The organism is Variovorax sp. OV084 (assembly GCF_900111625.1).
Taxonomy (GTDB): domain Bacteria; phylum Pseudomonadota; class Gammaproteobacteria; order Burkholderiales; family Burkholderiaceae_C; genus Variovorax.
Genome location: NZ_FOII01000005.1, coordinates 420,269 through 442,766 on the forward strand (window position 1 = coordinate 420,269; position 22,498 = coordinate 442,766).

Annotated in this window: 24 protein-coding genes; 12 read left to right on the top strand and 12 right to left on the bottom strand. The window is 67.7% G+C overall.

The features are described 5' to 3' along the window. Positions 1-189: 189 nt before the first annotated feature. The 5 genes from BMW87_RS17120 to nac all read right to left on the bottom strand — a co-directional run bounded on the left by BMW87_RS17120 (position 190) and on the right by nac (position 4,707). The gene (locus BMW87_RS17120; RefSeq protein ID WP_093077574.1) at positions 190-1,173 is read right to left on the bottom strand and encodes a 5-oxoprolinase subunit C family protein; all 984 of its coding nucleotides are present in this window, start codon (positions 1,171-1,173) and stop codon (positions 190-192) included. Next, positions 1,170-1,841 carry a 5-oxoprolinase subunit PxpB gene (gene pxpB, locus BMW87_RS17125; RefSeq protein ID WP_093077576.1) on the bottom strand — a complete coding sequence of 224 codons (672 nt, stop codon included), beginning with the start codon at positions 1,839-1,841 and terminating at the stop codon, positions 1,170-1,172. The genes BMW87_RS17120 and pxpB overlap by 4 nt, the downstream gene beginning before the upstream one ends. Continuing rightward, entirely contained in the window at positions 1,838-3,190 is a 1,353-nt protein-coding gene (gene accC, locus BMW87_RS17130; protein WP_093077578.1) for an acetyl-CoA carboxylase biotin carboxylase subunit, read from the bottom strand. The genes pxpB and accC overlap by 4 nt, the downstream gene beginning before the upstream one ends. Positions 3,191-3,203: 13 nt before the next feature. Beyond that, positions 3,204-3,632: an acetyl-CoA carboxylase biotin carboxyl carrier protein gene (locus BMW87_RS17135; RefSeq protein ID WP_093077628.1), complete on the bottom strand. Its 429-nt coding sequence runs from the start codon at positions 3,630-3,632 to the stop codon at positions 3,204-3,206. A 136-nt stretch (positions 3,633-3,768) separates the two neighbouring features. Continuing rightward, positions 3,769-4,707 (bottom strand): nitrogen assimilation transcriptional regulator NAC, encoded by a 939-nt coding sequence (gene nac / locus BMW87_RS17140; RefSeq protein ID WP_176928866.1) that lies wholly within the window; start codon positions 4,705-4,707, stop codon positions 3,769-3,771. A 171-nt stretch (positions 4,708-4,878) separates the two neighbouring features. Here nac and BMW87_RS17145 point away from each other — a divergent pair, with 171 nt between their 5' ends. Beyond that, on the top strand, positions 4,879-6,087 hold the full coding sequence (locus BMW87_RS17145) for an aspartate transaminase (protein ID WP_093077579.1): 1,209 nt from the start codon (positions 4,879-4,881) through the stop codon (positions 6,085-6,087). A 30-nt stretch (positions 6,088-6,117) separates the two neighbouring features. After that, on the top strand, positions 6,118-6,789 hold the full coding sequence (locus BMW87_RS17150) for an RraA family protein (RefSeq protein ID WP_093077581.1): 672 nt from the start codon (positions 6,118-6,120) through the stop codon (positions 6,787-6,789). A gap of 5 nt (positions 6,790-6,794) precedes the next feature. Here the strand turns inward: BMW87_RS17150 and BMW87_RS17155 are convergent, their stop codons facing one another. Continuing rightward, positions 6,795-7,730 (bottom strand): LysR family transcriptional regulator, encoded by a 936-nt coding sequence (locus BMW87_RS17155; RefSeq protein WP_093077630.1) that lies wholly within the window; start codon positions 7,728-7,730, stop codon positions 6,795-6,797. Between the two features lie 108 nt (positions 7,731-7,838). Here BMW87_RS17155 and BMW87_RS17160 point away from each other — a divergent pair, with 108 nt between their 5' ends. The 4 genes from BMW87_RS17160 to BMW87_RS17175 are packed head-to-tail and all read left to right on the top strand — an operon-like array spanning position 7,839 to position 11,701. Beyond that, positions 7,839-8,777 (top strand): dihydrodipicolinate synthase family protein, encoded by a 939-nt coding sequence (locus BMW87_RS17160; RefSeq protein ID WP_093057350.1) that lies wholly within the window; start codon positions 7,839-7,841, stop codon positions 8,775-8,777. Positions 8,778-8,836: 59 nt separating this feature from the next. After that, the gene (locus tag BMW87_RS17165; protein WP_093077582.1) at positions 8,837-9,808 is read left to right on the top strand and encodes a Bug family tripartite tricarboxylate transporter substrate binding protein; all 972 of its coding nucleotides are present in this window, start codon (positions 8,837-8,839) and stop codon (positions 9,806-9,808) included. Next, positions 9,798-10,499 carry an SDR family NAD(P)-dependent oxidoreductase gene (locus BMW87_RS17170; protein WP_093077584.1) on the top strand — a complete coding sequence of 234 codons (702 nt, stop codon included), beginning with the start codon at positions 9,798-9,800 and terminating at the stop codon, positions 10,497-10,499. Before BMW87_RS17165 ends, BMW87_RS17170 begins: the two co-directional genes overlap by 11 nt. Before the next feature lie 35 nt (positions 10,500-10,534). Beyond that, positions 10,535-11,701 (top strand): mandelate racemase/muconate lactonizing enzyme family protein, encoded by a 1,167-nt coding sequence (locus BMW87_RS17175; protein ID WP_093077586.1) that lies wholly within the window; start codon positions 10,535-10,537, stop codon positions 11,699-11,701. Positions 11,702-11,713: 12 nt separating this feature from the next. Here BMW87_RS17175 and BMW87_RS17180 read toward each other — a convergent pair whose 3' ends face one another. Continuing rightward, positions 11,714-12,691 (bottom strand): tripartite tricarboxylate transporter substrate-binding protein, encoded by a 978-nt coding sequence (locus tag BMW87_RS17180; RefSeq protein WP_093057346.1) that lies wholly within the window; start codon positions 12,689-12,691, stop codon positions 11,714-11,716. Between the two features lie 188 nt (positions 12,692-12,879). Between BMW87_RS17180 and BMW87_RS17185 the strand changes: the two genes are divergently transcribed. Next, positions 12,880-13,428: a MarR family winged helix-turn-helix transcriptional regulator gene (locus BMW87_RS17185; RefSeq protein ID WP_093057345.1), complete on the top strand. Its 549-nt coding sequence runs from the start codon at positions 12,880-12,882 to the stop codon at positions 13,426-13,428. A gap of 1 nt (position 13,429) precedes the next feature. On the opposite strand, the gene BMW87_RS17190 is transcribed toward BMW87_RS17185, so the two are convergent. Beyond that, positions 13,430-13,783 (bottom strand): FlxA-like family protein, encoded by a 354-nt coding sequence (locus BMW87_RS17190; RefSeq protein ID WP_093077587.1) that lies wholly within the window; start codon positions 13,781-13,783, stop codon positions 13,430-13,432. 132 nt (positions 13,784-13,915) lie between these two features. On the opposite strand from BMW87_RS17190, the gene BMW87_RS17195 reads away from it, so the two are divergent. Then, complete coding sequence (locus BMW87_RS17195) at positions 13,916-14,362, top strand: universal stress protein (RefSeq protein ID WP_093057489.1); 447 nt, start codon at positions 13,916-13,918, stop codon at positions 14,360-14,362. On the opposite strand, the gene BMW87_RS17200 is transcribed toward BMW87_RS17195, so the two are convergent. Continuing rightward, the gene (locus tag BMW87_RS17200; RefSeq protein WP_093077589.1) at positions 14,359-15,291 is read right to left on the bottom strand and encodes a LysR substrate-binding domain-containing protein; all 933 of its coding nucleotides are present in this window, start codon (positions 15,289-15,291) and stop codon (positions 14,359-14,361) included. The two genes, BMW87_RS17195 and BMW87_RS17200, sit on opposite strands and share 4 nt — an antisense overlap. A gap of 130 nt (positions 15,292-15,421) precedes the next feature. Here BMW87_RS17200 and BMW87_RS17205 point away from each other — a divergent pair, with 130 nt between their 5' ends. The 4 genes from BMW87_RS17205 to hpaI are packed head-to-tail and all read left to right on the top strand — an operon-like array spanning position 15,422 to position 20,351. Further along, on the top strand, positions 15,422-16,417 hold the full coding sequence (locus BMW87_RS17205; protein ID WP_093057342.1) for a tripartite tricarboxylate transporter substrate binding protein: 996 nt from the start codon (positions 15,422-15,424) through the stop codon (positions 16,415-16,417). A 55-nt stretch (positions 16,418-16,472) separates the two neighbouring features. Then, a complete protein-coding gene (locus BMW87_RS17210; protein WP_093077590.1) occupies positions 16,473-17,996 on the top strand; it encodes a UxaA family hydrolase in 1,524 nt (507 codons plus the stop codon). A gap of 31 nt (positions 17,997-18,027) precedes the next feature. Then, positions 18,028-19,500: an NAD-dependent succinate-semialdehyde dehydrogenase gene (locus BMW87_RS17215; RefSeq protein WP_093077592.1), complete on the top strand. Its 1,473-nt coding sequence runs from the start codon at positions 18,028-18,030 to the stop codon at positions 19,498-19,500. A 41-nt stretch (positions 19,501-19,541) separates the two neighbouring features. Further along, positions 19,542-20,351, top strand: coding sequence for a 4-hydroxy-2-oxoheptanedioate aldolase (gene hpaI / locus BMW87_RS17220; protein WP_093057339.1), 810 nt, complete (start codon positions 19,542-19,544; stop codon positions 20,349-20,351). A 36-nt stretch (positions 20,352-20,387) separates the two neighbouring features. Here hpaI and BMW87_RS17225 read toward each other — a convergent pair whose 3' ends face one another. Genes BMW87_RS17225 through BMW87_RS17235 form a run of 3 tightly spaced genes read right to left on the bottom strand, consistent with a single transcriptional unit; the run spans position 20,388 to position 21,972 of the window. After that, positions 20,388-20,879, bottom strand: coding sequence for a PTS sugar transporter subunit IIA (locus BMW87_RS17225; RefSeq protein WP_177192790.1), 492 nt, complete (start codon positions 20,877-20,879; stop codon positions 20,388-20,390). A 48-nt stretch (positions 20,880-20,927) separates the two neighbouring features. Beyond that, a complete protein-coding gene (locus tag BMW87_RS17230; RefSeq protein ID WP_177192791.1) occupies positions 20,928-21,638 on the bottom strand; it encodes a DUF1826 domain-containing protein in 711 nt (236 codons plus the stop codon). Further along, complete coding sequence (locus BMW87_RS17235; protein WP_093077597.1) at positions 21,628-21,972, bottom strand: hypothetical protein; 345 nt, start codon at positions 21,970-21,972, stop codon at positions 21,628-21,630. The genes BMW87_RS17230 and BMW87_RS17235 overlap by 11 nt, the downstream gene beginning before the upstream one ends. Positions 21,973-22,498: the final 526 nt, after the last annotated feature.

Genomic DNA, 22,498 nt, shown 5'->3' on the forward strand with positions numbered 1-22,498 from the left:
CGGGGAGCACCCGACGCCCTGTGCACGAGGCACGCTGCTGGCGTTCGGCGGATCAACCTGCGCTCAGTCCAACGATCACGTCGATGGGGTGCCTTGCGCGGCGAAATAAAGGAGGAGGCCGCAGGCCGGGGGACATTCGCGGAGCAAGGTACCCCGTCGGCGTGATCGCGCCCCGAACGACAACAACGCTCAAACACGAGGCGCCCCCCGATGCAGTTCCACCACGCGCGCCACCTTGTCGAGCCACGCGCGCACTTCGTCGAGCGCGGTCAGGGCTTCGTCCCAGGTGGTTTCGATGAAGCGCATGCGGCTGCCGATGGGTGCCTGGCCGAGGCGCCACATGTCGGCCTCGATCACGGTGCCGAACTTGGGGTAGCCGCCCGAAGGCTGGGCGTCGCGCATCTGGATGATGGGCTGCCCGTTGTGCGGCACCTGGATCACGCCGGGCACGATGCCGTGGGAGCGCAGTTCCATCGGTGCAATGGGCCGCAGCGCCTCGCCGTCGAGACGGTAGCCGTAGCGGTCGCTCTGGGAGGTGATTTTCCATTCGCCGACCCAGAAGGCTTCGCGCGAGGCCGGCTCGAAGGCCAGGTACTCGGCAGCGGGCAGCACACGTACGGCGGCAACGCCATCGCGCTTCAGCGGCAGTGCGAGCGCGGGCGGCACCAGGCCGAAACCGGTGCGGCACGCGTTGCCTGCGTCGGCTGCGCGGAGCACGTCACCCCGGCGCAGTGCGCGCCCTTCATGCCCGCCGAAGGCACCGCGCAGCTGGGTGCTGCGCGAGCCCAGCACCTCGGGCACGTCGATGCCGCCGGACACGCACAGCACGGCGCGGCTGCCGCGCTGCGCACCGCCTTGCGGCAGGCCCAGCGTGAGCACCTGGCCGGCACGTGCCTGGTGCACCCACCAGGGCAGCAGGGGTTGCTCGTCGAGCTTGGCTGCGCAGTCGGCGCCGGTCAGTGCGAAGGCGCAGTCTTCGTCGAAGCGCACCTTGAACGGAAACACCGGCACCTCGATGGCAGCCGCGCCAAGCGCGTTGCCCAGCAGCAGGTTGCCGGCGGCCAGCGCGAGGTTGTCCATGGCGCCCGAGGTGCCGACGCCCCAGCGCAGGCTGCCGGTGCGGCCCAGGTCCTGCACGGTGGCGAGCGCGGCGGACGAAAGGATTTCGATCATCGGACGATGCCCTCCACGCGAAAACGGATCATGTCGCCCGGCTGCAGCATGGCGGGAGGGTCTTGCGCGGGGTCGAAGAACACCATCGAGGTGCTGCCGATGGTGTTCCAGCCGCTGGGGCCGGCCGATGCCGACACGCCCGTCTGCGCGCCGCCGATCGACACCGCGCCGCCCGGGATGCTCAGCACCGGCGTCTTGCGCCGCGGCGTGGCAATGCGCGGGTCCATGCCGCCCAGGTAGCAGTAGCCGGGATGGCTGCCGAGTGCATACACCGGATAGAGCGGCGCGCTGTGCAGCTCGACGATGGCCTCGACGCTCAGGCCCGTGTGCGCCATCACGTCGGCCATGTGCGGGCCGCCCTCGCCGCCGTAGACCACGGGAAGCTCGACCACGCGGCCTTCGCGCGGCACGGCGGTGGCAGCGCTCCAGGCGTCGCACAGGCGCTCGCACAGCGCATCGAGATGGCGCGGCGCGCGCGTGAAGGTGAGCATCAGGTTGTTCATGCCCGGCACGGCCTCGCGCACTTCGGGCCAGCTCTCGGCTTCGTGCGCAAGGGCCCAGATGCGCTGCTGAGACGGCAGGTTCATGTCGCCGGGCGCTTCGAACAGCAACGCCGTGGTGCCCAGAAGACTGATGGACGGTTCGGTACGGGATGCCTGTGCGCTCACGCCGCGCTCCTTTGCTGCAGCCAGCGTTCGAGGTGATGGATGTCGACGCCGCCGGCGGCAAAGCCGTCGTCGCGCAGCAGCGCGCGGTGCAGCGGCACGTTGGTGGCAATGCCTTCCACATGCGTCTCGGCCAGCGCCAGGTGCATGCGGTCGAGCGCATCGGCGCGGGTGTCGCCGTGCACGATGAGCTTGGCGATCATCGAGTCGTAGTACGGCGGCACGCGGTAGCCGGTGCCCGCGTGCGAATCGACGCGCACGCCGAAGCCGCCAGGGACCTGCCAGCCGGTGATGCGGCCAGGCGCGGGCGCGAAGGTGTCGGGGTTCTCGGCATTGATGCGGCACTCGATGGCATGGCCCTGGCAGCGCACGTCGGCCTGCGCCAGCGACAGGCGCTCGCCGAGCGCCATGCGCAGTTGCTGCTGCACGATGTCGATGCCGGTGGTCATCTCGGTCACCGGGTGCTCCACCTGCAGGCGCGTGTTCATCTCGATGAAATAGAACGCACCCTTCTCGTAGAGAAACTCGAAGGTGCCTACGCCGCAGTAGCCGATCTGCCGGCACGCGGCCGCGCAGCGCTCGCCCACCTCGGCCATCAGCGCGTCGTCGATGCCGGGCGCGGGCGCCTCCTCGATCACCTTCTGGTGGCGGCGCTGCAGCGAACAGTCGCGACTGCCCAGCCACACGGCGTTGCCGTGGCTGTCGGCCAGCACCTGGATCTCGACATGCCGCGGATGCAGCAGGAACTTCTCGATGTAGACCTCGGGGTTGCCGAAGGCCTGGCGCGCTTCTTCGCGCGTGAGCGCCATGGCGTCGAGCAGCGCGGCCTCTTCGTGCACCACGCGCATGCCGCGCCCGCCGCCCCCGCCCGCGGCCTTCACGATCACCGGATAGCCGACGTCGCGCGCCAGGGCCAGCACCGCGGCCGGGTCGTCCGGCAGCGCCTCGTCGGGACCGGGCACGCAGGGCACGCCGGCCTTGCGCATCGCGCGCTTGGCCGAGACCTTGTCGCCCATGGTGCGAATGCAGGCAGCGCTGGGGCCGACGAACACGAGGCCGGCCTGTTCGACACGCGCGGCGAAGCCCGCGTTCTCCGAGAGAAAGCCGTAGCCGGGATGAATGGCCTGTGCGCCGCTCACCTCGGCGGCGAACAGGATGGCGGACTGGTTGAGGTAGCTCAGCCTCGGCGCTGCCGGCCCGATGCACAGCGCCTGGTCGGCCTGCGCGACGTACATCGCGTCGCGGTCGGCCTCGGAGTGCACGACCACCGTTCGCAGGCCGAGGCCCCGGCAGGCGCGCTGGATGCGCAAGGCGATTTCGCCCCGGTTGGCAATGAGCACGGTGTCGAACATCGCGCGTGCCTCCTCATCCGAAGCGGAACAGGGGCTGCCCTGCTTCCACTTCCTGGCCCGAATGCACGAGCACCTGCTGCACGGTGCCTGCACGATCGGAGCGGACTTCGTTGAACATCTTCATCGCCTCGATCACGCAAAGCAGCTGGCCGGCTTCCACAGCCTGCCCCGGTTGCACAAAGGGCGGCTCGCCGGGCGCGGGCTGCAGGTGCACCACGCCGAACAGCGGTGCAAGGCATTCGGCGTTGGCCACCGCGGTTGTTTCTTCCAAAGCCTGTCGCGGAGCCTTCCGTGCAGCGGACGGGCTTCGCACGGCAGTTGCGACGCCCAGCGCCGACAGTTTCACCAGCCGCAGCGTGCTGCCGTTCTCGCTGTACTCCAGTTCCGCCAGGTCCGATGCGGCCAAAGCGTCGATGAGCGTCTTGATCTGTTCCTGCTTCATGCCGATGGCTGTGATGGCCGACGCATTCCGCGAACGCGTGACGGCATGCATGAAAGGTAACGGGCCGCGGGCCCGAAGCCAAAGACGGATTGGCTGTGCCGGGATAAGGGCGCCTTATGACGGACGGCCCATCAGCTCAAGACAAGGCGGCGAGCTCGGGTTCAGGCGTCGATGCGACAGTGCGGGCCAGGTCGACCACGAGTTCGAGCAGGATGTCTTTCACTGCCTGCGCGGGCTCGGACAGCGGCAGGTGGTCGGACTGGCACAGCGCCAGCGGCGCCTCGATGACCGGGTCGACGATGGGGAATTGCCAGGCCCCGCAGCTCGCGACCACCTCGCGCGCCATCGACGCCGGCAGGATGGTGGCGCCCAGCCCGTCGGCAATGGCCGCAGTGAGGGTAAAGGCCGATTCGATCTCCGCCACCACGCGCGGCACCATGCCCGCACGCACGAAGGCCGCGTCCACCAACTTGCGCACCACGTTGTACGGGCGCGGCAAAAAGAGTTCGATGTCGCGCAGGTCGGCCAGCTTCACCGGCTGCGAGGGCGCCGGCATTGATGCGGGGCCGACCAGGAACAGCGGCTCCTTGAGCAGCGGCAAGAACGTGAGCCCGTGGATGGCCTTGTCTCCGTAGAGCACGGCGAGGTCCATGCGGCCGTTCATGATGAGCTCGCTCAGCGTAGTGCCGTAGTTCTCGTTCAGGTAGAGCAGGATGCCCGGGTGGCGCGCGCGCACGGTGCGCAGCAGCGGCAACGACAGCGCCGATGCGGCCGTGCCGGGCGCGAGCCCCACCGACACCTGGCCCGAGAGCCCTTCGCCGGCCGCCTCCATGTCGACGCGGGCCTGCTCGCACTGGCGCAGGATGATCTGCGCATGGCGGTACAGCACCTTGCCGGCTTCGGTGGGCGTCACGCCGCGCTTGGTGCGCACCAGCAGTTGCTGGCGCACTTCGCCCTCGAGCGTGGCCAGTTGCTGGCTCAGCGCGGGCTGGGCGATGAAAAGGACCTCGGCGGCCTGGGTCAGGCTGCCGATGTCCACGATCTTCACGAAATATTTGAGGCGTCGCAGGTTCACGCCTTGTCCCCAAGCAAAAGCCAAGCCTAGCACCGGCCCTGCACAGCCGGTATCAGGGCTCACCATAAGCTGCGCCTATACAACCAGTGAAAAGTCGTCTTGGCCTCGGCTGTTCGATGTGCGTACCGTTCGGTCCATGCAAGCCTCTGCACAGCAAGAACAGGAAGTCATGTGACCACGTCCCGCATTGCCGCCCGCGTGCGGCGCATCAAGCCCTCGCCCAGCACCTCGGCCGCCGACCGCGCCAACGAACTGCGCAGGCAGGGCAAGTCGATCGTGAATCTCGTGGTGGGCGAGCCCGACTTCGACACACCGCCCCACATCCGCCAGGCCGCGGCCGCCGCCATCGAGCGCGGCGCCACGCGCTACACGCTGATGGCGGGCACGGTGGAGCTGCGCGAAGCCATCGTCGCCAAGCTCGAACGCGAGAACGGCCTGCGCTACGCGATGAACGAGATCATCGCCACCAGCGGCGCGAAGAGCGCGATCTACAACGCCTTTGCGATCACGCTGGAGCCGGGCGACGAGGTGATCATTCCCGCACCCTACTGGGTGTCGTACCCCGACATGGTGCTCGCCTGCGAAGGCACGCCCGTTACCGTGGCCTGCCCCGAATCCCAGGGCTTCAAGCTCGCGCCCGCGCAGCTCGAGGCAGCCATCACGCCGCGCACGCGCTGGCTGCTGATCAATTCGCCGAGCAACCCGACCGGTGCGAGCTACACGGCCGCAGAATACCGCGCGCTGGCCGAAGTGCTGGAACGCCATCCGCACGTGATGGTGATGACCGACGAGATCTACGAGCACATCCGCTTCGACGGCGAGGCGACGCCGCACCTGCTTGTGGAGGCGCCCGCGCTGCGCGATCGCACGCTGATAGTGAACGGCGTCTCCAAGACCTATGCGATGACCGGCTGGCGCATCGGCTATGCGGCCGGCCCGGTGGACCTGATCAAGGCGCTGGACACGCTGCTGTCGCAGTCCACCGGCAACTGCTGCTCGGTGAGCCAGGCGGCCGCGGCTGCTGCATTGAATGGCGACCAGGGCTTCGTGGCCGAGAGCGTGGCCGTGTACAAGCAGCGGCGCGATCGCACGCTGGCGCTCATCAACGACATTCCCGGCCTCAGCTGCGCCACGCCGCCCGGTGCCTTCTACCTGTACATCAACTGCGGCGGCCTCATCGGCAAGACCACGCCCGAAGGCAAGCGCCTGAACGAGGACGGCGACGTGGTGATGTACCTGCTCGAAAGCGAAGGCGTTGCCGTGGTCGCGGGCACCGCGTACGGCCTGTCGCCCTACTTCCGTCTTTCCATTGCCACGTCGATCGAGACGCTGGAAGAAGGCTGCACGCGCATCGCCCGTGCAGTGGCCGCACTGCGCTGACGCGCGCCGAAGAACTCACAAGGACCAGTCATGCCCTACAAAGCCATCCGCAAGAACCCGTCGGCCCCGCAAGTGGCGCCGGCCATCATCGCCGCGCTGCAGGACATTCCGGTGACCGCGCTCAGCGACAACCTGCACCGCAACATCGGCAGCGTCGGCCTGCAGCCCTACCACCGCCCCGGGCACAAGACCATGGCGGGCACGGCAGTCACCGTGAAGACGCGCGGCGGCGACAACCTCACGCCGATGCGCGCCTTCGAGTTCTGCCGGCCCGGCGACGTGCTGGTGATCGATGCGGGCGGCGACATCACCAACGCCGTGATCGGCGGCATCCTGTCGTTCTATACCGCGACCATCGGCACCGCGGGCCTGGTGCTCGACGGCGCCATCCGCGACGTGGCCGAGATCCGCGAGCGCGACTACCCGGTGTACGCGCGCGGCGTGAACCATCGCGGCCCGTACAAGGACGGCCCCGGCGAGATCAACGTGCCGGTGTCGGTCGGCGGCATGATCGTGAACCCGGGCGACATCGTGGTGGGCGACCAGGACGGGCTGCTGGCCTTCTCGCCCGACGAGGCCGAGTTGTTGATCGAGAAGGCCCGCGCGCACCTGGAAACGGAAGCGCGCACGATCCAGGCGATGAAGGAAGGACGCTGGGACCGCTCGTTCCTCGATGCTCTCGAGGCACGCTGCGCCAATTGAAGCGGTCAGGCGCCTGAGGCGCCGCCGCTGACCAGCGCCCACAGCGCTTCCGCCACCGGCGCCATGTGCGCCTGCTGGCGGTACAGCCGGATGTCCACCGGCACGCGCCAGCCGCCCGCGCCGGCGTCGACCAGCGTGCCGCTGCGCAGGTCTTCGGCCACCAGGCTCATCGGCAGCCATGCGAGGCCACGGCCTTCGAGTGCCATGGTGCGCAGCAGCGCGGCATGGTGGGCCGTGAAAACGATCGACAGCGACGCAGCGAAGTCCTTGCCGAATTCGCTGTCCTGCATGGCCCGCATGATCCGGCCCAGTCCCGAGGCATCGCTGTAGGCCAGCACGGAAGGCGACTGGCCTGCGCCCAGCACATGCAGCGGAGCGCCGTTTGCATCGGGCGCGCTCACGGGCACCAGCACGTCTTCGCTCAATCGCTGAACGGGGTAGCCGGTGTCGTCGAGCCGCCCCGGCGCGCCTGCGTGTCCGTGGCACAGCACGAACTGCACGCGGCGCTGCAGCATCAGGTCTTCGCAGGCGTACGAGCTGTCGGAAACGGTCTGGATCGGGCCCATGCTCAGGCGCGACTCCACGCTGCCCAGCCATCGCGGGAAGAAGGTGAGCGACAGCACGTGCGTGGCGGCGAAGCTCAGGCTGGCGGCATCCAGGTCGTGCGCGGCGCGGGCCTTGATGCGGGCGGCTTCGAGGCCCGCGAGCACTTCCTGCAGCAGGGGCTGAAAGCGCTTGCCCGCCGCCGTGAGCGCGGTCGGGTGCCCGCTGCGGTCGAACAGGTCGACGCCCACCCACTCCTCCAGCGAGCGGATGTGGCGGCTGAAGGCGGGCTGCGCAATGGAGCGCGCCTGCGCGGCACGCGAGAAATTGCCGGACTCGGCCAGGGCCAGGAAATCTTCCAGCCATTCGAGGTCGAGGGGTCGGTTGCCGGGGCCCATGCGCAGCGCAGTTGAATAGTTGTATGCGATTCGAGTATTGGACGGCTCGCGCCCCGCCGGCAAAAGATGCACCCATTCCTGCACCTTGAACCACAACGGAGACACAGCATGCCTTCCATCGCGAATTATCGCGGGATCATCCCCGCCATTTCCTGCCCCTTCACGGCCGACCACCGCATCGACGAGCCGGCGCTGCGCAAGCTGGCCTCGTGGCTGGCCGGCCATGACGGCGTGGTGGCGATCATGACCAATGGCCACACCGGCGAAGTGTTTTCGCTGACGCCCTCGGAGCGCGCCGAGGTGACGCGCATCGTGGCCGACGAACTGCGCGGCCGCACGCCGGTGATCTCGTCGATCGTGTGCGAAGGCCTGGCCGAGGCCGCCGAGCATGCACGCGCCGCGCAGGCTGCCGGCGCGGTGGCGCTCGACGTGATGCCGCCGCACCACTGGCTGCGCTTCGGTTTCACGCCCGGCCATGCGCTGCAGTACTTCGAGGCCATCCACCGCGCCGCGCCGGAGCTGGACCTGGTCTGCCACGTGTATCCGGCCTGGACGCGCGCCTCTTACTCGTCGCAGCTGCTGGCCGAGCTGGCGCGCCTGCCCTACCTGCAGGCCTTCAAGGTAGGCCAGCGCGACATGAACAAGTACGCCCGCGACATCCAGGCGATCCGCGAGGCCGATGCATCGAAGGCCATCCTGACCTGCCACGACGAGTACCTGCTGGCCTCGATGGTGCAGGGCGTGGACGGCGCGCTGGTCGGCTTCGCGACCTTCATTCCGCAATTGATCATCGACCTGTGGAATGCGGTGAAGGCCGGCGATCTGAAGAAGGCGATGGCGGTGCAGGCGCTCATCACGCCGCTGAAAGATGCGGTGTACGGCGGCGGCGAGCCGACCGGCGAGGCGCACGCGCGCATGAAGGGCGGCATGTTCCTGGCCGGCGTGCTCGACAACGCCACCGTGCGCCCGCCGACGGAAGCGCCGAATGCGCGCGAGATGGATGCATTGCACGCCGCCGTGCAGCAGGCCGGCCTGTCGAAGCGCTGAGCCCACGGGGCCGCGACACCCGCGATGCCCCGATGAAAAACCACAAGGAGACAAGAGACATGCAACGCAACCATTTCCTGCGGGCCACGCTGGCCGCCCTTGCACTGGCCGCGGCATCCACCGCCGGCTTCGCCCAGACCTGGCCAAGCCGCCCGGTGCGCATGGTGATTCCGTTTCCGCCGGGCGGCACGCTCGACACCATCGGCCGCCTGCTGGCGCAGAAGCTCGGCGAGCAGACGGGCCAGAGCTTCATCGTGGAGAACCGCGCGGGCGGCAACGGCGTCATCGGCGCCGACGTGGTGTCGAAGGCGCCGGCCGACGGCTACACGCTGCTGTTCAACGCCTCGACCTTCACGACGGCGCCGATGACCATGAAGGCCGTGCCGTACGAGGTGGTGAAAGACTTCACTCCGGTGGCGCTGGTGGCCAAGGCGCCGCTGTCGGTGGCCGTCAACAAGAACCTGCCGGTGACGGACGTGAAGTCGCTCATCGCGTACGCCAAGGCGCACCCGGGCAAGATGACCTTCGCAGTGGGCTCCATCGGATCGGCCGGCCACCTGTCGACCGAACTGCTCAAGCGCGCGGGCGGCGGGCTCGACTACCTGATCGTGCCGTACAAGGGCACGGCGCCCGCGTTCCAGGACCTGATCGGCGGGCAGATCGACGGTTTCATCGACCCCATCCTCGGCTCGCTGCAGTACCACAAGAGCGGCATGGTGAAGGTGATTGCCGTGACCTCGGCCACGCGCGCCGCGAGCCTGCCAAACGTGCCTACCGTGGGCGAGAGCATCCCGGGCTACGAGTTCTACAGCTGGTATGGCCTGTGGGGGCCCGCGAAGCTGCCGGCCGCCGTCACGCAGCGGCTGAACGCCGAGGTCAACAAAGCACTGGGCACCGACATGCGCGAGACGCTGGGTGCGCAGGGCCTGCTGCTGACACCGGGCAGCGTCGAAGACTTCGTGAAGTTCCAGGCCGAGGACATGGCGCGCTCGAAGAAGATCATCGTGGAGGGCAACATCCATGTCGAATGAGGCTGCCCCGCATGCGGTGGTGACGGGCAGCAGCGGCGGCATCGGCCGCGCCATCGCGTTGCACCTGCTGGAAGCGGGCTGGCGCGTGAGCGGGCTCGATCTGGCCGCGCCCACGTTGTCTCACGCGGGCTTCGTGCATGTAGCCGTCGACCTGTGCGATGCCGACGCCATCGCGCGCACGGCCTCCGCGCTCCAGAACGTCGATGCGCTGGTGCATGCAGCCGGCGTGCTGCGCGTCGGCCCGCTGGGCTCGCTCGACCACGCGGGCGGCGAGCTGATGTGGCGCCTGCACGTCGACGCCGCCACGCGGCTGGCCGATGCGCTCGTGCCCGCGATGGCCGCGCGCGGCCACGGCCGCGTCGTGTTCGTCGGCAGCCGCGTCGCGCAAGGCCTGCCCGGTCGCGGCCAGTACGCCGCGACCAAAGCAGCGCTGATCGCGCTCGCGCGCAGCTGGGCGGCGGAGGTCGCGGCCCAGGGCGTGACCGTCAACGTGGTGTCGCCCGGCGCCACGCAGACCTCGATGCTGCAGGACCCGGCCCGCGCGGGCAGCGCGCCGCGCATGCCGCCCATCGGCCGGCTGATACAGCCCGAGGAAATCGCTGCGCTCGTGGGCTTTCTTCTGTCGCCGCCGGCGGCGGCCATCACGGGGCAGGACGTCGCCATCTGCGGCGGCTCGTCGCTGCACCGCTGAACGTCTTTCGCTTTCTCCATCCCCCGAACCCGACCATGAAAATCGTCAACATCCTCGAATCCACCCGGCCCATCAAGTCGGACATCCGCAACGCCTACATCGACTTCTCGAAGATGACCCTGAGCCTCGTGGCCGTGGTCACCGACGTGATCCGCGACGGCAAGCCCGTCATCGGCTATGGCTTCAACTCCAACGGCCGCTACGGCCAGGGCGGGCTGATCCGCGAGCGCTTCCTGCCGCGCCTGCTCGAAGCCGAGCCCGCGTCGCTGCTCGACGAAACCGGCGACAACCTCGATCCGCACAAGATCTGGGCCCGCATGATGATCAACGAGAAGCCCGGCGGCCACGGCGAGCGCTCGGTGGCCGTGGGCACCATCGACATGGCGGTGTGGGACGCCACCGCCAAGATCGCGGGCAAGCCGCTCTACCAGCTGCTGGCCGAGCGCTACGGCAACGGCACGCCGAACCCGCGCGTGTTCGTCTACGCGGCGGGCGGCTACTACTACCCCGGCAAGGGCGTGGAAGGCCTGCAGCGCGAGATGACCAGCTACCTTGAGCGCGGCTACTCGGTGGTGAAGATGAAGATCGGCGGCGCCACGCTCGCTGAAGACTGCGAGCGCATCGAATCTGTGCTGAAGATCCTCGGCCCCGGCCAGCAACTGGCGGTGGATGCCAATGGCCGCTTCGACCTGAAGACCGCCGTCGACTACGGCCGCGCACTGTCGCAGTACCCGCTGTTCTGGTACGAGGAAGCCGGCGATCCGCTCGACTACGAGCTGCAGGCGAAGCTCGGCGAGGTGTACGCCGGCCCCATGGCCACGGGCGAGAACCTGTTCTCGATGCAGGACGCGCGCAACCTCATCCGCCATGGCGGCATGCGGCCGGACCGCGACTGGCTGCAGTTCGACTGCGCGCTGAGCTACGGGCTGGTGGAGTACCTGCGCACGCTCGACATGCTGAAGGCGCACGGCTGGTCGCCCTCGCGCTGCATTCCGCACGGCGGCCACCAGATGTCGCTGGCGATTGCGGCCGGCCTCGGGCTCGGCGGCAACGAGAGCTACCCCGACCTGTTCCAGCCCTACGGCGGCTTCCCCGATGGCGTGAAGGTGGACAACGGCTACGTCACGCTGCCGCCGCTGCCGGGCATCGGCTTCGAGGGCAAGGCCGATCTCATTGCGGAGATGCGGGCGCTTGCGAGCTGACGAAAGAAAGTCTCAGGGCTGGAAGCCGGAGCGCCGAACCACTGGCTCCCACTGCGCGCGAAAGGCCTTCAGCATCTGCGCGGTCTCGGCCGCATTGCTGATCACGGGCGTGATGTATAGCGCGTCGGCCGCCTTCTGCAGGCCCGGGTCTTTCATGACGTCGCGGATCGCGTTGGCCAGCAGTTGCACCTTGGCGTTCGGCATGGTGCTGGGCGCGAAGAAGGTGTTCCAGCCGTCGGCATCGATCTTCATGCCGGCCTCGCGGAAGATGGGAATGTTGGGCGCGAAGCTCGCGCGCTTCTTGCCCGAGGTGGCCAGGATGCGGATCTTGCCGGCCACGTGCTGGGGATAGAGCGAATCGAGCGTGTCGATGGCAATGGGCAGGCTGCCGCCGCTCAGGTCGGCCGCCAGCGGCGCCGAGCCGCCGTAGCCCTTGATCTGCGGCTGCACGCTCAGCGCATCGCCCACCATCAGGCCGAAGAAGTGAGGCAGGCTGCCAGTGGCGGGCACGCCGAAAATCGCCTCTTCCGGATGTGCCCACAGCCGGCTTACGAGAAACATCGCGCGGTCGAGCTGGAGCTTGTTGCCGACCGCCAGCGCAAAGTCGTAGCTGCTGACTTGCGACACGGGCACGAAGTCCTTGTCGGGGTCATAGCCCGCGTCCTTGAAGACCAGCGGCGCGACCACCATCACGGCGGGGTTGCCGAGCATCAGCACGTTCTGCCCCGCGGGGGCGCGCTTTACTTCCTTGGCCGCGAGCCGGCCGCCCTCGCCCGGACGATTTTCCACGCTCACCTGAACGCCGAGCTTGGGCGTCAGCCGCTCGGCGATCAGGCGCGCGATGCGGTCGGTGCTGCCGCCCGGCGCATAGCCGACCACGAGGGTGAGCGGCCCGCCGTCCAGCGCCTGGGCGTGGACCATGGGAGCGCAAGCGGCCAGGGCAATGCCCCACGCCATGATGAGCTTGCGCCTGGAAAGGAATGCGGGCATCGGATCTCCTGCGAGCGGTTGTCGTGAACGGGGGCGCGCGAGTTTTCACGGCGAAAATCGCGCGCCAAGACTGTTTCCGTTCGTTCAAATTTGTTACCGGTTTATACGTATGGGCAAACAGTTGATCTAATCAACTACCAGTGCTCCGAGGCGGGCGAACCACACTCCCCATCCCATTTTTCATACGTATGCAACAAGCTTTTCCCGATGCAGCAGCGTTGCGCGCGCCCCGTTCCCTGAACGACCTGCTGCTGTACCGCCTGGCACGAGCCATGCGCTCGGGCAACGGCATGGCGACCCGCCTGGTCGAAGGAGGCTTCGGCATCACGCGCCGCGAGTGGGGAATGATCGCCACGCTGGCGCAGGAGGGCGAGATGACTGCGTCGACGCTGGCCACGCACCTGCACCTGGACCGCGTGCGCACCTCGCGCGGACTGCGCAGCCTGGTCGAGAAGAAGCTGGTGGTGCGGCGGCAGGACGCTCAGGACCGCCGCGAAGTGCACGTGCGGCTGAGTGCTTCGGGCCAGCAGTTGTTCGGCAGGCTGTTTCCCCGGATCGCGGGGCTGAACACCGAATTGCTCGAAGGCATCGAGCCTGCGGATCTCGATGTCTTTCTTCGCTGCCTGCAGCACCTGGAACAACGCGGAGAGCAGTTGCTCGTGCAGGGCGTTGTCATGGAGAAGGCGGACCGGCGCTCGGGGGGCACGCGGCACCGGTGGCCGGAACGCGGAGGTTGAGTCAGGCCTTCACGTCCAGCATGCTGCCGATCGAAGTGCTACCAGCGTTGGCGCGCTGCGATGTGCTGCTGCCGCTGCTGCTGCTCTCTTCCATTGAAGCCATCGCGCTCTTTTGAACGCTGGCCGTGCGCAGCGCGTTCATCTGCTGCTGCAGCATGGCAAGCCGGGCCGCCAGCGCTTCGAGCTGCAGCCGGATCGCATCGCGTGCATCGCCCTCGGGCGTGCCGAGCAGCTGGCCCTGCGTTTCCGCGATCTGCTTCTGAGTCGTCGTGATCTGGCGCTGGATCTTCGCGATTTCGGCGTTGACGTCGCCTCCGCTTCTGGCGCTGCCGGTCGCACTGATGGCATTCAGCATCTGGGTCCCCTGTTGTGTCCTCAGGAGGGTTATCGGCAACCGAGGCGAAAACTGAAGGGCCTTGCATGACCGCGATCGCGAACTAGACTGAACATGAGGGCACCCGCGGTGCCGGGGGCCAAGGAGCCTGCCATGTACAAGCGTGTTCTTGTCGCAACCGACGGCTCCGCGCTGTCGGAGCAAGCAGTCAACGCCGCCATCGACCTGGCCCTGTTGACCAACGCGGAACTGGTGAGCGTCACCGTCGCGCACATCGAGCCGGTCGGCTACTTCGAAGGCTCGATGATGCTGAGCCAGCGGGACATCCAGGCCTCCCAGGAGCATACGGACCGCGCCGCGCAGCAACTGGTCGACAAGGTCGTGGCCACTGCGGTCGCCAAGGGCGTCCGCAATCCGCAGGCCATCGTCATGAAGTCGAACCAGGTGGCCGAGGCCATCATCACGACCGCGAAGAACCAGCAGTGCGACCTGATCGTGATGGCCTCGCACGGACGGCGCAGCCTGGCGCGCCTGCTGATGGGCAGCGAGACGCTGCATGTGCTGACGCACTCGCACATTCCGGTGCTGGTGCTGCGCTAACGCGGCGGCGCGACCTTTCGCAGGCATTCCATAAGTAGCTGACTGGCGGGCGTCTGCGAACGCCCCCGCAGCGTGATGATGCCCACCGGCGGAAGCTCGATCGGCACGTTGATCTTCAGGATGCACAGCTGCCCCTGCTTCGCGAAGTGCCGTGCGACGCTTCGCGCGAGGAACCCCACGGCCGGCCGCTCATGCATGACGGACAGCGTGACAAGAAACGACGCTGTCTCGACGATGTCCGCCGGCGGCACGAGGCGGTGCTTGTAGAACATCTGGGCCAGCTTCGAGCGCGATGAAGCCCACGGCGGGGGCACCACCCAGGGCAGCTCGGCGAGCATCTTCCAGCTTGGCCTGGCAGCCTCCGCCAACGGGTGGCCGGGGCTCACCACGATGCACATCTGCTCCGTGTAGAGGGCTTCGGTCTCCAGGTCCGGCGAGGCATAGCCGGGCTCCAGCCGGCCGACGATCAGGTCGAGTTCGCCCACGCGCAGACGAGGCAGCAGCCGCGTGAGATCGCCCTCTTCCACCATCACGGTGGTCAGTGCCGACTGCTTCTTGAGCTGCTGGATGGCCTTGACGAGCAGGCTCGGCGTGGCCACCACCATCGCGCCCACGCTGGTGCGGCCTGCGCCGCCGCTGGCCACGGCATCGATCTCGTCGCGCGTGCGCTGGTAGTCGGCCAGCACCGAGCGCGCAAAGCGCACCACCGTGACGCCGAAGGGCGTGGGCTCGGTGCCGCGCGTGGAGCGCGTGAACAGTTTCAGATCGAACATGCGCTCGATCTCTGCCAGCATCTTCGAAACGGCCGGCTGCGTGATCGAAAGAAACTCCGAGACCCGCCCGAGGTGGCGAAACTCGTCCAGCGCCACCAGCAGTTGCAGATGACGCAGCTTGAGGTTGGAACGAAGAACGCGGTCGATCTGGCTCATGGCGCTTTGAGCGGGCTTTCTTCTTCATAACCTGGAGCTCATGAAGAGAGTCCGCTATTTCATTGGATGGCAATGATTGTCTCCGGAAGAATCCGCTGTGCTTGCCGAACAACGATTTCTGGAGACAACGATGAAAACCCCTCGCAACATGGCGCGGCGCCAGCTCGTGCTGGGCGGCCTCGGCGCCGCAGCTCTCGCCACCGCCCCCGCTCGCGCGCTGGCCGCCGACTACCCCGAACGCCCCCTCACGTTCATCTGCCCGTGGCCCGCGGGCGGCACGGCCGACCGGTCGATGCGCATCATCTGCCAGATCGCCGCACGCGAACTCGGGCAGCCCATTGCGCTGGAGAACCGCGCAGGTGCCTCGGGAATGATCGGCACCAAGGCGCTGGCCTCGGCTCGGCCCGACGGCTACACGATCGGCCAGATACCGATTTCGGTCACGCGCTTCTCCCAGATCGGCACGGTGCAGCTCGATCCACTGAAAGACCTCACCTACCTTGCGCGCACTTCGGGCCAGACCTTCGGCATCGCGGTGCCGGCACGCTCGCCGTTCAAGTCGCTGCGCGACGCCGTGGCGCAGGCCAAGGCCCATCCCGGCACCGTCACCTACGCACACGCCGGTATCGGCGGCGCAACGCACGTGGGCATGGAGCAGTTCGCGCAGGCCGCCGGCGTGAAGTTCAACGCCATCGCCTACAAGGGCGGCTCGGCCGCGCTGCAGGACGTGCTGGGCGAACAGGTCGACATGCTGGCCGACAGCAGTTCGTGGGCGCCGCACGTCGAAAGCGGCAAGCTGCGCCTGCTCGCCACCTGGGGCGAAGCGCGCACGCCGCGCTTCAAGGACACGCCCACGCTCAAGGAGCTCGGCTTCGACGTGGTGGTGGAAGCGCCCAACGGCATCGGTGCACCCAAGGGCCTGCCTGCCGCAGTCGAGAAGCGGCTGCGCGATGCGTTCCGCACGGCCGTCAACAGCGAAGAGTTCCGCAAGGTGGCGGAAAGCATCGATGCGCCGGTCATGTACCAGGACGGCCCCGAATACCAGAAGTACGTGCAGACCGTGTACCGGCAAGAGACCGACCTGATCCGCAAGCTCAACCTCAAGGAACTGATGGAAAAGGGCTGATGAAGCCCTCGCCCACCGGTATCCGAACCTGCTCGAAGCAACCCCAAGCCACGCCATGAACGACAGCCCCCTGCTTCGCCTGCACTCGAACGACAACGTGCTGGTCGCCAAGAGCGCCATTGCCCTGGGCGAAACAATCGCCGAGTTCGGCGTGCGCGCCAGGGCCCAGATTCCCGCCGGCCACAAGATCGCGTCGCGCGCCATCGCGGCCGGCGAGGAAGTGAAGAAGTACGACACGGTGATCGGCGTGGCCTCGCGCGACCTGCAGGCCGGCGACTATGTGCACAGCCACAACCTCACGCTGGTCGACAGCTACCGCGACCCGGCCTTCTGCCAGGACGTGCGCCCGGTGGACTTCGTGCCGGTTGCCGAACGCGCGACCTTCATGGGCTTCGAGCGGCCCGGCGGCGGCGTCGGCACGCGCAACTTCATCGGCATCCTGTCGTCGGTGAACTGCTCGGCCACGGTCATCAAGCGCATCGCCGCGCACTTCACGCCCGAGCGCATGGCCGCCTTTCCCAACGTGGATGGCGTGGCCGCCTTCGCGCAGACCAGCGGCTGCGGCATGTCATCGCCGAGCGAACATTTCGACGTGCTGCGCCGCACACTGGCGGGCTATGCGCGCCATCCGAATCTGGCCGGCGTGCTGATCGTCGGCCTGGGCTGCGAACGCAACCAGGTCGATGCGCTGGTCGATTCGCAAGGGCTCGAAGCGGGCCGCCTGATGCGCACGCTGGTGATGCAGGAGGTGGGCGGCACGCGCCAGACCATCGAGGCCGGCATCCGCGCAATCGAAGAAATGCTGCCCGAGGCCAATGCCGCACGGCGCACGCGCGTCGGCGCGCACCATCTGAAGATAGGGCTCGAATGCGGCGGCTCCGACGGCTTCTCGGCCATCACCGCCAACCCCGCGCTCGGCGCGGCGATGGACGTGCTGGTGCGCCACGGCGGCACGGCCATCCTGTCGGAAACGCCCGAGATCCACGGCGTGGAATTCATGCTCACGCGCCGCGCCGTAACACCCGAGGTCGGGCAGAAGCTGCTCGACCGGCTGGCTTGGTGGGAGCGCTACGCGGCCGGCCAGAACGCGCAGTTCAACGGCGTGGTGGGCCACGGCAACCAGGTCGGCGGACTGGCCAACATCTTCGAGAAATCGCTGGGCTCTGCGATGAAGGGCGGCACCACGCCGCTTCGCGCGGTGTACGAATACGCCGAACCCATCGACGAGCCTGGCTTCGTCTTCATGGACTCGCCGGGCTATGACCCGGTGGCCGCAACGGGGCAGATCGCCAGCGGCGCGCAGTTGATCTGCTTCACCACCGGACGCGGCTCGATGTTCGGCAGCAAGCCCGCGCCGACGATCAAGCTCGCGAGCAACACGCCGATGTTTCGCCGCCTGGAGGAAGACATGGACATCAACTGCGGCGTGGTGATCGACGGCGAACTCTCCGTGCCCGAACTGGGCCAGCAGATCTTCGAGCAGATCCTGCGCCACGCTTCGGGCGAGCCGACCAAGAGCGAGACGCTCGGACTGGGCGACCACGAGTTCGTGCCCTGGCACCTGGGCATCGTGAGCTGACCGCCTTCTTTTCTCCTTTCTCCTTCTCTCCATGCCCCTGACCCTTTCGCGCCCCGACCTGCAACGCACGGCCAACTTCATCGCCGGCGAATGGTTGCGCTCCGCTTCCGGCCGCACGCTCGATGTGACCGATCCGGCCACCGGCGCCCTCATCGCGCAGGTACCCGACTCCAGCGCAATCGACGCGCACGCAGCCGTCGATGCCGCGCATACCGCCTTTCCCGCCTGGCGCAAGACGCCCACCAAGCAGCGCGCGCAGATCCTCAAGCGCTGGAACGATCTCGTGATGGCGCACCAGGAAGACCTGGGGCGGCTCATCTCGCGTGAGCAAGGCAAGCCGCTGGCCGAAGGCCGCGGCGAGGTTGCCTATGCGGCCAGCTACATCGAATGGTTTGCCGAGGAAGCCACGCGCGCCAACGGCGACGTCATTCCGGCGCCCGTGCCGGGCCGGCGCATGTTCGCGCTGCGCGAACCGGTCGGCGTGGTCGCTGCGATCACGCCGTGGAATTTTCCGGCCGCGATGATCGCGCGCAAGATCGCGCCGGCGCTTGCCGCGGGCTGCACTGTAGTGTGCAAGCCGGCCGAGGACACGCCGCTGACTTCGCTCGCGCTTGTGGCCCTTGCCGCGGAAGCCGGCGTACCGCCGGGCGTGCTGAACATCGTCACCGCATCGCGCGAGCGCACGCCCGAAGTGGTCGATGCCTGGCTCGACGATGTGCGCGTGCGCAAGATCACTTTCACCGGCTCCACGCCCGTCGGCAAGCACCTCGCGCGCCGTTCGGCCGACACGCTCAAGAAGCTGTCGCTCGAACTCGGCGGCAATGCGCCGTTCATCGTGTTCGAAGATGCAGACATCGAGGCCGCGGTGGAAGGCCTGATGGCCGCCAAGTTCCGCAACGGCGGCCAGACCTGCGTGTGCCCGAACCGCGTCTTCGTGCATGAGGCAGTGCACGAACGTTTTTCCGAACTGCTGGTTGCACGCGTGGCGGCATTGCGCGTCGGACCTGCCGGCGATGCGGCCTCGCAGATCGGGCCGATGATCAATGCACGCGCAGTCGAGAAGATCGAGCGGCACGTGCAGGATGCAGTGGCGCGCGGCGCGCGCGTGCTCACCGGCGGCACACGGCTGCCCGAGCTCGGCTCGAACTACTTCGCACCGACCGTGCTCGCCGATACAGACGCCACCATGGCCTGCGCCTGCGAAGAGACCTTCGGCCCGGTCGCGCCGCTGACGCGCTTCTCGAACGAGGCCGAGGTGATCGCGCAAGCAAACGACACGCCCTTCGGCCTGGCCGCGTATTTCTATTCACGCGACGTGCGCCGCATCTGGCGCGTGGCCGATGCGCTGGAGACCGGCATCGTCGGCATCAACGAAGGCGCGCTGGCAGCCGAGGCCGCGCCCTTCGGCGGCGTGAAGGACTCGGGCTACGGCCGCGAAGGCTCGGTCCACGGGCTTGACGACTACCTGCACACCAAGTACGTGTGCCAGGGGCAGCTGGACTGACGGCCGGCGCCCATCCATCACCACTCTTCGACAGATCCCACATGCCCGCTCACAACCCCTTCAAGGCGGCCCTGGCCGCAAACCAGCCGCAGGTCGGCCTCTGGCTCTCGATGGCCGATCCGTACATGGCCGAGGTCAGCGCAACCGCCGGCTTCGACTGGCTGCTGATCGACGGCGAACACGCCCCCAACGACTTGCGCTCGACGCTGGCCGCGCTGCAGGCGGTGGCGCCGCATCGGGCCCAGCCGGTGGTGCGCGCCGTGCAGGGCGACACCGCGCTCATCAAGCAGCTGCTCGACATCGGCGCGAAGAACCTGCTGGTGCCGATGGTCGACACCGCCGGGCAGGCGCGTGCGCTGGTGTCTGCCACACGCTATCCACCGCGCGGCATTCGCGGCGTGGGTAGCGCAGTCGGACGCGCGTCGCAGTGGAGCGCGCGCACCGACTACCTCGACGCAGCCGACGACGAAGTCTGCCTGCTGGTGCAGGCCGAGACGGTGCAGGCGCTGGACAACCTCGCGTCGATCTGCGAGGTCGACGGCGTGCACGGCGTGTTCATCGGCCCGGCCGACCTCGCGGCCTCGATGGGCCATCGCGGCCGGCCCGGCCACCCCGAGGTGCAGGCAGCCATCGAAGGTGCGATGCGGACTATCGTGGCCTCAGGCAAAGCCGCCGGCACGCTGACCTCCGATCCGAAGCTGGCGCGCCGCTACCTCGAACTCGGCTGCACCTTCGTCGCCGTCGGCGTCGACGTGCTGCTGTACGCGGGCGCCGCGCGCAAGTTGGCGGCCGACTTCCTCGGTGCGCCGGTTTCTACTCCCGTGCCGCCTGAATCGCGCGGGGCGTACTGAGTCACGGCGGCAGTTAGCGAGATAGAGAACCCCTCGCTACGAGGAAGCAGAAGCCACGCGCGCAGTTCCCGCCCGAAACGCGTCCTCGACCGCCGCCGCGTCCGGCGCGCCATCGAGCTGCGCCCGGAAACGATGTTCGGAGAACAGGCGGGCCATCAGCGCGAGCAACTGCAGATGATCGTCCTTGGTGCCGTCCTCCGGCACCATGATGGCCAGCATTTGGGAGACCGGCTTGCCGTCCAGGGCATCGAAGGCAATCGGCCGCCTGGTGCGAATGAACAGGGTGATCGGCCGCTCGATGCCGTCGATGCGTGCGTGTGGAATCGCGAATCCGTTGCCGAGGGCGGTCGATCCAGCCTGTTCACGTCGACACAACGCGCGAAAAACCGGTGCCGGGTCGAGGCCGCGAGCACCGCAGATCGTCGCCGCAACAAGCTCGAGCGCGTGCGTTCGATCCCGGACATCGGCGTCGAACAGGATGTCCTGCGGTTGCAGCCAGGCGGCAATCTGCGCGATGTCGTGTGTCATCGAATCGTCTCCTCGAATTTCATGAAAATGCGCCCGGTTGGAGCGCATCTACCGCAGTTCGTCCAGACGCAACACGTAGCGGTGCGATCCGAGGTTGCGCAGTTGCGGCGAACGGTGCACAAGCCCTCGATCACCGCCTTGCGCATCCACGCCACGCCCCTGAAGGAGCGCAACCGCCTGGAGCGGCATGCGCTCGAAAGGTCCTGCGAAGCACTTCGGCATCCGCAGTGCCGTGTCTGCGTGCGGAGATGCCACCCACTCGGTGCCCAGGCCGCTGTAGCTGCACAGCAGATGCAGCCCGGCATGGTCAAGGTGCCAGTTTTCATCGATGTCACAGCCGCGAACCTGCAGCGTAAGGGTCATCCGGGGGCTGCCAGTGATCAGCGCGAAGCGTGTGGCGAGCATGTCGATGTCTGCCAGCAGAGCGTCTCGCCCGGGCCCACGCGGCGTGCGGGAGGTCTTGCATGCCGCCTGCAGCGCAGCCGCCACATCGGCCGCGCGCAATTGCAGTTGCGCCGTGGGATGCCTGGCCGGAGGCAAGGCATCCAGCCATGCAGCAATCGGAGCCTGCGGTTCGCGCCGCCACAGCGCCAGGTCGATGCCCGGTTCCAGAATGCGTTCGAGCACGTCGATGTCCTGGCCGAGCAGGATCTCCGGCGGGAGCCGCAAGGGCGCTGGCCGACTCAGGCAATCGTGGACGAAGGTCTTGCCGGAATCGACCGTCGCATCGGCGACCACGCTCTCCAGGTCAGCCGCCATTGGCCAGACCACAACGCTGGAGATGCTCGCGCCAGCTTGTGAGGTGGCCGATCTCGCCATCGGGTGCGCATTCGAGCAGACAGTGCACCACGGAGGCATAGCTCTCCAGGGGCAGACGAATCATGAGACGGGCGCGCGGAGCGCCATTTGCGCACGTTGCATTCACACGCACCAGGGGCTCGCAGCGCAGCACGCCGGCACCCTTGCATGCGGCGATGCCGCGCCGCACGCGGCACGCGTCGACCGACGGCACCGTGACGTCGAGCACCTTGAAAACCGTCTCGCTCTTGGCACGCACAGTGCCTGCGTATTCCCGATAAGCGGCGTAAGCCATGAAACTCCTGCAATGGAAAAGAACACGGCATCAGTATCGGCAGGCGCGTGTGAAAACGGTGTAAACAATGCACCCTGCGGTGGAAATGCCGCGTAAATATGCTGGCTTCAGCGCTGGCCCGATCTGGAGCTGGCCGTGGACGAGCAAGAGATTTCCCAGCAACCCGGGCAGCCGTCTTGCGGAACAACGCTCAACCAGCGCGCTCCGCAATGACCGCAGGAAGCCAGGAGAACTTCGGCGCCGTCCTGGCTTTCCAGGCTCTCCTGCGCGGGATCGAGCATGGGCGTGCCGCAGCAGGACCAATGCAGGCTCATGTCAGGCAAAGCGCGAGCAGCCCGAACCCACGCTGCAGCGCGGGACCAGAGCGTTTCTCCTGGAGGCATGGTGTGCACGAAGGCGGGCCGCGGCCCGCCTGTCGCCTTGAGGATCAGAGCGTCTTCGTCAGCGTGAGGATGAAGCGCGCCTTGTTCGGCGAGTAGGTCGTCTGGCCGAAGGTGCCGAAGCCGAGGTCGACGCCCGGGTTGGC